13 protein-coding genes are annotated in these 13,027 nt (G+C 45.6%); 6 read left to right on the top strand and 7 right to left on the bottom strand.

Annotated features, from left to right (window positions below):
* Nucleotides 1-502 precede the first annotated feature (502 nt).
* Complete coding sequence (locus tag ACKWCA_RS13355; RefSeq protein WP_413978709.1) at nt 503-1,366, bottom strand: sigma-70 family RNA polymerase sigma factor; 864 nt, start codon at nt 1,364-1,366, stop codon at nt 503-505.
* 172 nt (nt 1,367-1,538) lie between these two features.
* Here ACKWCA_RS13355 and ACKWCA_RS13350 point away from each other — a divergent pair, with 172 nt between their 5' ends.
* The 4 genes from ACKWCA_RS13350 (at nt 1,539) to ACKWCA_RS13335 (ending at nt 6,014) form a co-directional block, all read left to right on the top strand.
* Complete coding sequence (locus tag ACKWCA_RS13350; RefSeq protein WP_413978708.1) at nt 1,539-2,048, top strand: DUF6155 family protein; 510 nt, start codon at nt 1,539-1,541, stop codon at nt 2,046-2,048.
* A gap of 38 nt (nt 2,049-2,086) precedes the next feature.
* Nucleotides 2,087-3,016, top strand: coding sequence for a 2-hydroxyacid dehydrogenase (locus tag ACKWCA_RS13345; RefSeq protein WP_413978707.1), 930 nt, complete (start codon nt 2,087-2,089; stop codon nt 3,014-3,016).
* A 128-nt stretch (nt 3,017-3,144) separates the two neighbouring features.
* Nucleotides 3,145-4,656, top strand: coding sequence for a DEAD/DEAH box helicase (locus ACKWCA_RS13340; RefSeq protein WP_413978706.1), 1,512 nt, complete (start codon nt 3,145-3,147; stop codon nt 4,654-4,656).
* 107 nt (nt 4,657-4,763) lie between these two features.
* Nucleotides 4,764-6,014 (top strand): glycosyltransferase, encoded by a 1,251-nt coding sequence (locus ACKWCA_RS13335; protein ID WP_413978705.1) that lies wholly within the window; start codon nt 4,764-4,766, stop codon nt 6,012-6,014.
* Here ACKWCA_RS13335 and ACKWCA_RS13330 read toward each other — a convergent pair.
* From ACKWCA_RS13330 to ACKWCA_RS13305, 6 genes are all read right to left on the bottom strand, one after another.
* Nucleotides 6,011-7,144, bottom strand: a complete 1,134-nt coding sequence (locus ACKWCA_RS13330) for a DmpA family aminopeptidase (protein ID WP_413978704.1) — start codon at nt 7,142-7,144, stop codon at nt 6,011-6,013. The two genes, ACKWCA_RS13335 and ACKWCA_RS13330, sit on opposite strands and share 4 nt — an antisense overlap.
* Nucleotides 7,145-7,153: 9 nt before the next feature.
* Complete coding sequence (locus ACKWCA_RS13325; protein WP_413978703.1) at nt 7,154-8,452, bottom strand: M24 family metallopeptidase; 1,299 nt, start codon at nt 8,450-8,452, stop codon at nt 7,154-7,156.
* A 120-nt stretch (nt 8,453-8,572) separates the two neighbouring features.
* Nucleotides 8,573-8,974: a hypothetical protein gene (locus ACKWCA_RS13320; protein WP_413978702.1), complete on the bottom strand. Its 402-nt coding sequence runs from the start codon at nt 8,972-8,974 to the stop codon at nt 8,573-8,575.
* A gap of 89 nt (nt 8,975-9,063) precedes the next feature.
* Nucleotides 9,064-9,414 (bottom strand): DUF1801 domain-containing protein, encoded by a 351-nt coding sequence (locus tag ACKWCA_RS13315; protein WP_413978701.1) that lies wholly within the window; start codon nt 9,412-9,414, stop codon nt 9,064-9,066.
* 5 nt (nt 9,415-9,419) lie between these two features.
* Nucleotides 9,420-9,878: a GyrI-like domain-containing protein gene (locus ACKWCA_RS13310; protein ID WP_413978700.1), complete on the bottom strand. Its 459-nt coding sequence runs from the start codon at nt 9,876-9,878 to the stop codon at nt 9,420-9,422.
* A 60-nt stretch (nt 9,879-9,938) separates the two neighbouring features.
* Nucleotides 9,939-10,646: a helix-turn-helix transcriptional regulator gene (locus tag ACKWCA_RS13305; RefSeq protein WP_413978699.1), complete on the bottom strand. Its 708-nt coding sequence runs from the start codon at nt 10,644-10,646 to the stop codon at nt 9,939-9,941.
* A gap of 154 nt (nt 10,647-10,800) precedes the next feature.
* Between ACKWCA_RS13305 and ACKWCA_RS13300 the strand changes: the two genes are divergently transcribed.
* Nucleotides 10,801-11,640: a hypothetical protein gene (locus ACKWCA_RS13300; protein WP_413978698.1), complete on the top strand. Its 840-nt coding sequence runs from the start codon at nt 10,801-10,803 to the stop codon at nt 11,638-11,640.
* A gap of 241 nt (nt 11,641-11,881) precedes the next feature.
* On the top strand, nt 11,882-12,724 hold the full coding sequence (locus tag ACKWCA_RS13295; protein WP_413978697.1) for a 1,4-dihydroxy-2-naphthoyl-CoA synthase: 843 nt from the start codon (nt 11,882-11,884) through the stop codon (nt 12,722-12,724).
* Nucleotides 12,725-13,027 lie beyond the last annotated feature (303 nt).

The following is a 13,027-nucleotide window of genomic DNA, read 5'->3' as shown; positions in this document are numbered from 1 at the left end:
AAAAGCATAGAAGATCGATGAACTGCATCGCTTCAAATTAAGGGGATGGACGATGGTATCGGACATTGCCGATTTCACAACAAAAAAAAGCCAATACACCACAATTAATTGTTTTCACCCAACGTTATAAATATGTTTACACTGTAAGAAAAACGAACCCAAATCAATATAAACCGTAAAACCCGAATCAAATGCTTTACGACACCTATGGAGAGGAATACCTAACCTTTCTACAAGAATTAAACGAAATCTTAAGTGTAAACGAATTGGCCGAGTTAGACTATATGTAGTCTAAAATGGTGTCTCATTTCTAAAACCTACTATTATGTCAAAACAAAACCCAGACAATGCAGCGTACATGAACTTCATCGAAAGTTTAAACGAAATTCTATCCGATGTAGAGATCAACCGATTGAGTTTTTCCTAAATCGAATAAAAGAAATGTAACAAAAACGCCATGATTCAAATCATGGCGTTTTTGCTTTAAGTGCTATCGTAACGATTATCCTAAATAGGTTTTCAAGAGTTTACTTCTTGAGTTATGACGCAGTTTGCGAATTGCTTTTTCGCGAATCTGACGCACCCGCTCTCGGGTCAAGTCGAATGTTTGTCCGATCTCGGCCAAGGTCATTGACTGTTGGTCACCGATACCATAATAAAGTTTCACTACATCGGCTTCCCTAGGGGATAAGGTTTCCAGTGCCCGATTGATTTCGGTATTGAGCGATTGTTGCATCAATATCTTGTCTGGTTTTGGCGATTCGCCCGCACGGAGTACATCGTAAAGATTTGAGTCTTCCCCCTCTCGTAAAGGCGCATCCATAGAGACGTGGCGTCCAGAATTTTTCATGGACTGCTTCACCTCACTTACGGTCATTTCCAATTCCTTGGCGATTTCTTCCGCAGAAGGTGGGCGTTCATGGGCCTGTTCCAAATAGGAAAAGGTCTTCTTGATTTTATTGATCGACCCGATTTTGTTCAAAGGAAGACGCACAACACGCGATTGCTCCGCTAATGCTTGGAGAATGGATTGTCTAATCCACCACACAGCGTATGAAATGAATTTGAAACCTCTTGTCTCATCAAATCGTTTGGCAGCCTTTACGAGGCCCAGATTGCCTTCATTGATTAAATCCGGTAATTTTAATCCTTGGTTTTGGTATTGTTTGGCGACTGAAACCACGAATCTCAGGTTAGCCGTGGTTAATTTTTCGAGAGCCCTTTGATCTCCTTCACGAATGCGCTGGGCTAGTTCTACTTCCTCACTCGCGGTAATCAAATCGATTTTGCTGATATCTTGCAAGTACTTATCCAGTGATTTCGATTCTCGGTTAGTTACTTGCTTGATAATCTTAAGTTGCCTCATATATGAATTTGGTTTTCGAAGTTGTACAAGTTCTTATGATACATTTTTATTGCGTCTTTTCCAAAGGTATTTTGATATTCTTATACAGAATTTATGAGGATGTTAACTATAAGTATACTTCCCGTGGGTATTTCCACTTTCAAACAGTATTTTTGCCATCCAAGGCATTACCATGAGCAAAAGAGCGCTTCAGAAGTACATCGGCGATTTGAAAAAAAGGGAATTAGAGGCCCAGATCGTGGATCTCTATCAACGTTTTCCCGTAGTGAAAGAGTATTACGATTTCGTGTTCAACCCGAAGGAAGACAAGTTGGTACAGCAGGCGAAAACCAAAATCAGTAATGAATATTTCCCGATCAAACGCAGAAGGCCCAAAGCAAGAAGGTCGGTCGCCCAGAAATTCATCAAGCATTTTATAAAATTAGGGGTCGAGCCACATTTGGTAGCCGACGTGATGTTATATAATTTGGAGATCGCCCAAGCTTTTGTCCTTGAACGTAACGTTCCCGATGCTTTTTATAAAAGCATGTTGAACTCTTTTAAAGAGGTGATACAGTTCTGTTCGGTCAACGGACTGGTATATGATTTCAGGGATCGAATCCTAAAAACCTATCAATTCACACAGGATAACGAATGGCTGCACAAAGAAGAGTTTTCCAGAGCACTGGATATTTTGGATTGAAACACGATAAGAAAGTATCTCGCAATTAACAAAACACGATGAGCATAGTAATCATTAGACAAGACGATAAAATAGAATTGTGGAAGGAAGCCCTCAGGGCACAAGACCCTAAAATTGAAGTATACGGTTATCTAGAACCTCATGACAAGTCTGCAGTCGAGGTCGCGTTGGTATGGAAACATCCGAAAGGAACACTGACCGATTACCCCAATTTGAAGTATATCGCATCGAGTGGGGCAGGAGTGGACTTTCTATTTGAAGACGAGTCCCTTCCCGAAGACCTGCCCATTACCAGAGTTGTCGATACGATGTTGGCCAGTGATATGTCCGAATACGTGATCGCGACTATTTTTAGTTATTTGAAGCATTTACAAACCTACAGAGTGGATCAGTTCCATAAGGTGTGGAGCCCGAAGCCTTATTATCGAATTACGGATTTTACCGTGGGTGTTATGGGCCTAGGTGCCTTGGGAAAAGTGCTGGCCGATGATCTGGTGCGAATAGGATTTAAAACGCAAGGGTGGGCCCGTTCTGAAAAGCAAATTGCTGGAGCGGTCACCTTTGCGGGAGAACATACATTCGATGAGTTTCTGGCCACAAGCCAAATCTTGGTATGCCTATTGCCCTTGACCGATGAAACCACTGGAATACTGAATACCGAACTATTTAACAGATTGCCCAAAGGGGCTTATGTGATCAATGCGGCGCGTGGCGGACATATGGTGGATGCCGATTTGATCGCGGCGGTGGATAACAATCACCTTTCCGGGGCGACCTTAGATGTTTTTCATCAAGAACCGTTGCCCGAGACCCACCCTTTTTGGGCTCATGAAAAAATCAATATTACACCACATTATGCAAGCGTTTCGGATACCACTTCGGTAGTGCCACAAATTTTGGAAAACTACTACCGAAGTCAAAAAGGCGCGCCTTTATTGCACTTGGTGTCTAAAACGAAAGGGTACTAAGTTCGTTTGCACAAAAATTTAAAATTCATTTTTCGAAGTATTGTTTCGCTCAAGTACAAAAATCAGTTAATTTTGCAAAATTAGCTTTTTAACAACTTTTAGGACGACCTATAAAATTTATCTACTGCTTGGAGCTACAAAAGAACACTAAGGAAAAGACACTCTACGATTACCAACTGGAAGATTTGACGACCATCTTCAAATACCTTGATGAATCCGATGATACCTCCAATATTCTTTACCAATTGCCTACGGGTGGTGGTAAAACCGTTGTTTTTTCGGAAATAGCGAAACGATATACCGAAAGAACCGGCAAAAAAGTAGTCGTGCTTACACATCGTATCGAATTGAGCGTTCAGACCTCAAGAATGCTCACCGGTTTTGGCGTGCACAACAAGATCATCAATAGTGAGGTCAAAGAATTGAAAGACCAAGATGAGTACAAGTGTTTCGTGGCGATGGTGGAGACCTTGAACAATCGTCTTCAAGAGGAGAAAGTCGAGATCAATAACATCGGCCTGGTCATCATTGACGAGGCGCACTACAATTCCTTTCGTAAACTCTTTAAGTATTTCGAAAAGTCGACTATTCTCGGTGTTACCGCTACTCCCTTGAGCTCAAACATCAAGCTTCCCATGAAGGATAATTATCAAAAGCTGATCGTGGGAGAGTCCATAGGCTCATTGATCAAGAAAAATTTTCTTGCAAAGGCCAATATGTATAATTACGATGTGAGCCTTCAAAGCTTGAAGTTGGGCATCAGTGGTGATTACACTGTAAAATCATCCGATGAGTTATATAGCAATCAGAGTATGCTCGGTAAGTTGACGACCGCATATACCGAAATTGCGAAGGGCAAAAAAACCTTGATCTTCAATAACGGGATCAATACCTCAAGATATGTATACGAAACCTTTAAAAAGGCAGGCTACAATATCAGACACTTGGATAATAAAAATACCGCTTCGGAACGGCGTGAAATATTGGAGTGGTTTTCCGAGACTCCCGATGCCATTCTGACCTCTGTCAGTATATTGACCACGGGTTTTGACGAACCCACTGTTGAGGTGATTATTTTGAACCGGGCTACGCGATCATTGACCCTTTATTTTCAAATGATCGGACGTGGTTCAAGGGTGTTACCGCACAAAAAGGAGTTTAGTGTGGTCGATTTAGGGAATAATATCGCTCGATTCGGTCTATGGGATGCTCCCGTAGATTGGCAGGAAATCTTTCATTTTCCCGATTTCTATTTGGAGAACATCAAGAATGACGAAGAAATCGAACGGGAGTTCGTCTATGAAATGCCAGCGGCCCTTCGTGAGCAATTCGCAAAATCAACGAATATCGAGTTCGATATCAAAGAGGAATATAAAAAGGTATTCGCCCAAGGACTCAAATCAAAGACGGTCTTGGAAAACAGTATCGAGCAGCATGCGGTGATTTGCGTTGAGAATGCCGAGGATGTATTCGATGCCCGTATCCTTGCCAAGCAATTGAAGGAAGAGATCGCCTTTCGTGTGCGGCAGTATTCGTATTGCATCATGAACAATACAAAGAACTATAAGGAGTGGTTAGAAGAGGATTACGAGCGCAAGCTCCGATCGGCCATTTCCAGAAAGTTCGCTGCGAAAATGTAACCGGGTATTTCAATACGGTACTAACGTCTTGCGATTTTGATCATCGAATTCGTTCTGTTGTCCGTAGGGAAGATCGCAAAGAACTTACCCCCTGTTTTTCATCTGTTATGCACTCAAAAAAACTGCTTGTAATCGGTTACACCTGGCCTGAGCCCAAGGCTACTGCTGCGGGGAAACGGATGGAGCAGCTGCTAAAGTTCTTTCTGCAATTCGAGTACCACATTACCTTTTCAAGTACGGCCTCTGCATCGGATTTATCGCTGGATTTAAAGGCACTCGGCATTGAGCGGGTTCCTATTCAACTCAACGATTCGCGTTTTGATGGTTTCATTTCGGAATTAAAGCCCCATATCGTTTTGTTCGATCGCTTTTTGACCGAGGAACAGTTTGGTTGGCGGGTGGCCGAATATGCCCCTGACGCCCTAAGGATATTGGATACAGAAGATCTGCATTCCTTGCGTTACGCTCGAGAGAAAGCGTTTAAAGCGAAGGTGCCGTGTACGAAGGATTTTTGGCTGCAAACCGAATATTGCAAACGCGAACTGGCTAGTATCTTCCGATCGGATCTGTCGTTGATCATTTCGACCTATGAGATGCAATTGCTGCTGGAGACCGAGGGGATGACCGATTCCCTATTGTTGTACCTACCATTTATGATTGCTCCATTGTCCCAGATGGAACTCCAAAATTGGAAGCCCTTTGAAGCCCGAACCGATTTCATCTGCATCGGTAACGGGAAACATGCACCCAACAGGGATGCTGTTATTTGGTTAAAAGAGACATTATGGCCGCTGATTCGAAAACAACTTCCAGACACCAGTTTGCATATCTATGGGGCCTATCTACCGGAGCATATCCAACAGTTTCACACTAAAAAAGAAGGGTTTTTGGTCCACGGCTGGGTCGAGGATTTGCAAACCGTAATGGGAATTGCCAAAGTAAACCTAGCGCCCCTTCGCTTTGGTGCGGGACTAAAAGGAAAGCTTTTGGATGCCATGCGCCATGGTACGCCCAGTGTCACCACAGCAGTTGGGGCAGAAGGGATATATGACCCCTTAGCCTTACCGGAAACCGTAATAGAAGATGCCGCTGCCTTTTCTAAAATGGCCGTTGGGCTGTATCGCCATCAGGAGTCATGGCACGAAGCGCAGGTATCGGGAATCCACACTCTGAAGACACGTTTTGATAGGGAAGTACATCGTGTATCCTTCCAGAATAGAATCCAAAACCTTCAATCGAATCTCCAATCGCATCGGACGCAAAATGTCATCGGGCAACTGTTGCTCCATCAGACCTTGGCCGCGACGAAATATATGGCAAAGTGGATCGAAGAAAAGAACAAACCGCGGCCGATCTAGTCCTTATCCGGCGTCAAGGCCTTGTATTTTTTCATTACGGCAAGCACTGTATCAATAGGTAAGGCCTTCACCTCATGCCCATCGCGACCTTTCATGTCTTTTGCAGCAAAAAGAGAATTTAAAATAGCCTCTTCCGTGGCTTCGATGGTCGCTAAAAACAGGGGAGACATGGCACCGTTTCTGAGTTCCTTGTGGGTTATGAGGCGGGAGTCTGACCGATAGGGAATCCGGTTTTCCGCAGCCGTGGATGCCGCTATGACATAATCCCCGCTGCCATTGGAGGCAATACCCCCGGTTTTGGCGAGTCCCATCATGGCACGCTTCGCCATGCGTTCTAGATTTCGTGCGCTTAAAGGGGCATCGGTTAGCACCACGATCATACAAGACCCATCCACATCGTAGGTATACTGTCGCGGATAATTGTCCAACTCCTTGGCAATAGGCACGCCATTCAGTTCAAAGATCCCTCCAAAATTGGTCTGCACCAAAACCCCGACGGTATAGCCGCCATGGGCTTCCGGTAGTACCCGTGAGGAAGTGCCGATTCCCCCTTTATAGTTAAAACAGATCGTACCGGTACCTGCGCCGACATTTCCTTCCGCCACTACACCTTTTGTCGCATTTTTGATGGCATCCAATACATGGGACTCCTTCACATGCCGCCCTCTGATATCGTTCAGCCAACCATCATTGGTCTCGCCTACTACCGAATTGACCGATCGCACATCTTTGTTGTCTTCTTGTGCAAGGGTGTAGGTAATCAGGGCATTTGAAGCCGCTGGCACATTTAAGGTATTGGTCAAGATGATGGGTGTCTCTATATTTCCCAGTTCCTTTACTTGACTATAGCCTGCCAGTTTTCCAAAACCATTGCCCAAATAAATGGCCGCGGGTACTTTCTGCTGAAATATATTCCCCGAATGAGGTAAGATGGCGGTTACGCCTGTTCTGACGTCATCGCCGGCAATGAGGGTGGCGTGCCCTACTTTCACGCCCTCAACGTCCGTAATGCTGTTTAAGGGGCCGGTTTTGAGTACACCGATTTCAATACCGTGGTCGCGTAGTCTCATGGTCTGTGCCGTTAGTTGTGTGGTCATACCTATGCAAATGAGTAGTGTGAGTTTATACATGCGTGAATCCTATTTGATGACCAATACCCTTGGGTTTATAGGATATAACCATTCGATTCCACGTTCCGTAATGATGGCATCGTCTTCCAAAGGCACCCGTAATTTTTTACCACCCCATTCGGGTATTTTCGTGTAGGCGAACAATTCAATGGAAATAAGGTTTGAAGGTTTGAGTTCATACCCCAATCGAACGGGATTGAAAAAGGCGATGGATGGCCCGATACCATGTCCCCAGTTGCCCACCGAATGGCACCCGATAATGACATCGGTTTTGTCCAGATCCGTGAATTTATTAAACCCCTTCATTTGGTTGAATCCCGCTTGGGTCAGGGCAGCATAGATGGCATCTTCCGCCTTTTGAGCCGTTACACCTGGTTTGATGGTCTTTTTGATGACATCACGCACTTTGACCCCTTGATCAAAGGCATTTTGAATTCCGGCCGGCACCTCGGTTTCTCCTTCCTTGAGTACATAGGCCACCCGTTTCATGTCGGTGAACATATTCATCAGGCCCACGCCCCAATCAAGCATCAACACATCACCGCGCTGAATGATCCGGTCGCTAGAAGTGGCTTCAACCCCATCAGGACCTGTAATATATACCGAAGGCATTCCGAAAGAGGAGCCCAGATTGTGTTTGAACTGTTGCTCTTTCATAAACCAAGCGACATCTTCTAGGGTCGTGACCCCAGGCGTGATGACTTGATTTGAAAACGCTTTTTCGGCAATGGTATAGGAGAAGTCGCCCGCCTCGGCATAGATGGCAATTTCACTGGCCACGCGTCGCGATCGAAAATCGGAGACCAATTTCTCGGCCGAAACAAAACGTTGGGCGTATTTCTCGCCTAAGGTCTCTGAAAGCTCCAGATAGGCGGAGTGGGTGAGTCCGTCGGCACCCCCAAAGTTTTTGGAGATGTTGAGGCCAATACTTTTAGGATCGCGTTCTTCCACATAGCTTTTCAACTCGTCAGCGGAACCAAAGTAGTCATAGGTACGGCCTTCCTTCAGCAAGTAGCCGCCAACACCAAGTGCGGCCCGCTCAATACGTTCCTCACCCGTATCCGTAAACACGTAGTAAGCGTTTTGGCCAACATAACCTTCGCCCATATCGGTGTAGAGGGGGTCGAGGTTGCCTTCGCGATTGGTCACGATCCACATCTCGATTTGATTTTCGCGCATGGCTTCCGGGAGCACCAGATCGAATTTGTCTTGACGGACCTGATTGAGTTTGCGCCAGCGACGCATGGCTTCTTGACTAAAAGTCTGTGCGCAAATGAGTAGTGCTATAAAACATATAGGGGTTTTCATAGGTGGTGTTTTCGATAGGACTAAAAATAGGAAATAAAAAAGAGATAAGGTCCTGATCTGTACTATGACTATGCAGTATGAAGATGATCGTTGACCAATGCAGCGCCGAGCATTGGCGTCTTATGCGGAGGGCATGTTTTTGGACTTCCCTCCGCTTAACACAAAACACGCGGCGGCGAGAAGGAGGAGCAGTCCTGGGATGCATCCACCCAGATAGAAGGCCAACACGGCATCGAGCGCAATGAGTGCCGCCAGTAACCAAGCAACTTTATAGGCCTCGTGCCGAAGCCATAAAGTCAATAGCCCTAAAGCGGATAGGCCCATCAAGTGAATGGAAGGGTGTGCGAACAAGGCCGGTACGATATCCTTTAGAAAATCCTCGGCATTCGAACTTGTAATGGCTTCACGCACATAGAAAAAGCCGCTCCCGTGAAAGGCGGCCATCACCAATAAGAGAATACTGCCGATAGTAGTAAATAGGGTTGTGGTTTTGAACGTTTTTTGGGTCTTTGAAGATTGCATTGAGCTGGTACTTTGTTAGAAGACGCCGTTAGTGACGAGTTTGTTGCCTGAAACCGGAACCTTGTAGTCCCACATCCGTAGGCTAAGGTCTAATCGGTATCATACAAAGTCATGGCCCGATCGAAGATGTTATGGATTTTTTCTATAGGAATATCTTTATTGGGATCAATGAACAACAACTTGGTAAATGTCCGATTGCCTTGAATAAGATCCGGATGGTCGAGTTGTACCCCTTTACCGATGGCGATATAGGGAAATTGGGTTTTGCGGTCGACCCACAGATAGCAGAAAATCTGGTTTTGATACATGAAACAGGGCAGCCGATAGTACCATCGGGCTTCCAGTTGCAGATGGTAATTCTCGATAATTCCCTTTAAAGCCCATAGACAACTCTTGAGCGGTTCTTGCTGATCGGCATAAAAATGGTCTATGGGCTTCATCTAGACTATTTTATCCCTACAAAAATATCGACTTCCGCATGGGTCGGATCTTGGGCCTTTTCGCCGTAGACCTCAAAGTCCGCCCTGAAGGTCCGGTCTAGGTCTTGGTTCCAAATGTCGACCCAGCTCTGATATACTATGCCTTGGGTCAGGTTTCCTTTGGCCATGGATTGGGCGTATTGACTGGGCTCGAATGTGCGTCCTACCATACCCACGGGAATGTTATCTAAGCTGGCCACTCGGCATCCCAATAGGGTGTCATAGGGCTTCGTATGATCCTCTTCGTAGTTAGTGTAAATGCATAGGACTTCCGAATCGACGGTGTTCGGTATTTGGGCCTTGGTATCTTCGGTCATAAACCGTTCCCAAAGTTTGGGAATATCTTGGGCCGATTGCCCATTTTCGTTGGTCGTTCGGATTAAGATTCCAATGACCTTGAATCCTTCTTGTGCTACTGTTTTCATAGAATACCGTGTTTTATGATTATGAAAGCAAACCTACGACCGGCTTATGACAAGGGTATGTCAGGGTTGTTTTTTTAATTGTTCGCGACACAATCGAAAATAGTCCTCTAGGCTCATTCCGTGCGCCTCGAAGGTCGCATGTTGCCGACGGATATTTTCGATGAAATCGACCCGGAAGGCCCGAAAACCGTTTCGCAATCGGCAGAAGGCGATCAACAACCAATTTCCCTGCGTACTGTACACGGCAAAGGGTTCTACAATGCGTTGCGTACGTTCCCCCTGTAAGGACAGATAATTGATTTCTAGGAGCTGAAAGTGAATGATGGCCGATTGCAAGGCCATCAAATAATCACTTGTTTTCTCAGCTTTGGGGTTTTCCCGATACTGGATCCGATCTGTGAGCAATTCCGTTTTTTCCTTTTGGGAATGGCGCAGGGTCGCCTTGATTTTGGTTACGGCACTGTGGTAATTTTCGGTAAGGGATTGGTCTTTGTTCTTGAGAACGATCTGTTCCGCGGTGATGAGGGCATTGGCTTCCTGTTCGGTAAACATCACTGGAGTGAGTTGGTAGCCTTCCATCAAAGAGTATCCTTTTGAAGGTTCCGTGATAATCGGTATCCCCGATTTTTCAAGGGTTCGAATATCCCGATAGATCGTTCGAATGCTTACCCCGTGTTTTTCGGCCAGATAGGTGGCGCTTACGATGCGTTTGGACTGTAATTGGGTGACAATGGCCGTTAAGCGGGAAAGTCTTGGTTTTTCTCTCATGGGGTGTTACTGGACTTCATGGCCCGGAGACTAAAAATAGCGAATAAAATCATGTGTAGCTAGTGGTTTTCTTAAGGGTATGTTGGGATTGGGTTGGCGTCTCCATAGGCAATAGATAGGTGGTATTTTCGTTTTATACTTCTAAATCAGATGTATGAAAAAGCTCCTATGGATACCCCTTTGTGCCGGAATACTACTCTCTTGTTCCACCGATAAAGTGGATGCGCTGGAAGACGCCCTTGTGGATCCTGTCGACGATACCGTAGAGGATGCCGTGGATGATTCCACCGATGATCCGGTGGTCGAAAGCAATAACGACTATTTTATCGATCGCTTTGATACCGAAGGTGCCTTGGTCGATTATGTGACCAATAACGCCTCGGCAGTACCAAATGTAGCCAGTGTTTCTGGTAGATACAAAGCGACCCTAAACGATAATGCCAATAATATCACCCTGCATTTTAATATGGACCAAGGTAGAATTGACGCCAAACTTGTCGAATTCCCCTTTGAATTTATTGCCCGGAATATCGGAATAGGAACGCTAGAAGATTCCCAAACGGCACCGGTACCGAATAACGGGCCGTATTTATTTAGCGGGGTGCAGGTACATGTCACCGATTTTAACTCCATCAACTCCTCCCATGTGGTGGTCGGCCACCGCGGAAATACGGGCTATACTATTGAAGGTAAAAACACCGTTGATGGCGATTCCAGTGTCAATGATATTGGCGCCAATACCGTACCGGAAGGGCGGGGGGATATCCGTATTGTAGGCAACACCGACAGAACACTTACCGTATACTGGCAAACCCCGAACCCGGACTTTGAAACTACCGATGACAATTGGATGTTGTACAACGACACAGGCAATCTACCGGGTGTAGCCCCAAGCTATGACAGCGAGGTCTATATTGGTCTGATTACCTATGCCTTTGGTCAAAATGGGGTGCCTTTTGTAGGTACCTGTGATGCGATTGAGATTTGGGATTGAAAATATGTAGCTAGAGCCACGCGTTACAGATGAGCGCTAGTGGAAAGCGCCTCCAGGACGTTTCGTTTATCGAAAAGCTAACAGGAGTTTTAATTCCTATTAGCGGTTGATAAACGAAGTTCAAAGATTAATCTTACAATTTCAAGTAGTCATCACATGTATCTATCAGACTTTATTAACAAATCAGTGTTTGATGGCATACGATGAATTTCTGTTACTTTTGTAATCGTAAAATACATCTATGAAAACACCCGCTTGGAAAACCGCCAAAACCTACGAAGACATTACCTATCAAAAAAGTGATGGGGTGGCCCGTATCGCCTTTAATCGTCCCAATGTGCGCAATGCCTTTCGCCCAAAGACCACCAGTGAGCTCTATGACGCTTTTTATGATGCGCAAGAAGATACCTCGATCGGGGTGGTTTTGCTCTCTGCGGAAGGGCCCTCGACCAAAGATGGGGTCTATGCCTTTTGTAGTGGGGGAGACCAAAAGGCTCGTGGTGACCAGGGCTATGTGGGCGAAGATGGCTACCATCGGTTGAATATATTGGAAGTACAGCGCTTGATCCGGTTTATGCCCAAAGTGGTCATTGCCGTCGTACCCGGTTGGGCCGTGGGGGGCGGACATAGCCTACATGTCGTTTGTGATATGACCTTGGCCAGTAAAGAACATGCGATTTTTAAACAGACCGATGCCGACGTCACCAGTTTTGATGGGGGATACGGATCGGCCTACCTCGCCAAAATGGTGGGGCAGAAAAAAGCCCGGGAGATCTTCTTTTTAGGACGTAATTATTCCGCGCAAGAGGCGTATGACATGGGTATGGTGAATGCCGTAGTCCCGCATGACGAATTGGAGGCGACCGCCTACCAGTGGGCACAGGAGGTACTAGAGAAATCGCCAACTTCCATCAAGATGCTCAAATTCGCGATGAACCTGACCGACGATGGTATGGTCGGGCAACAAGTGTTTGCTGGAGAAGCCACCCGTTTGGCCTATGGCACCGAAGAAGCCAAAGAAGGGCGCAATGCCTTTCTGGAAAAGCGCAAACCCAACTTCGGGAAAAACAACTGGATTCCGTAAACGACAACGACCTACCATTCAGGGAATGAATACGCTGTAAATACAAACGCAAACTTCAAATACAAGTACAAATTCAGGCGGAATGTCACGTTGAGCGCAGTCGAAACGCTTAAGGGGTATCATAGCTAGTCCCAAAGATGTATCCTAAATAGTATCATCGTTTTTCAGGTTTTTCCCATGTAGGGGAATGAACCTATCATAGCCAAGGATACTTAGTACATACAAACGCAAACTTCAAATACAAATACAAGTACAAATTCAGTCGAACTGTCACGTTGAGCGCAGTCGAAACGCTTAAGGGTA

Source organism: Maribacter corallii (assembly GCF_047345415.1).
In the GTDB taxonomy this organism is placed as follows: Bacteria; Bacteroidota; Bacteroidia; order Flavobacteriales; family Flavobacteriaceae; genus Maribacter_C.
This window is presented reverse-complemented; position numbering and strand designations above follow the sequence as displayed.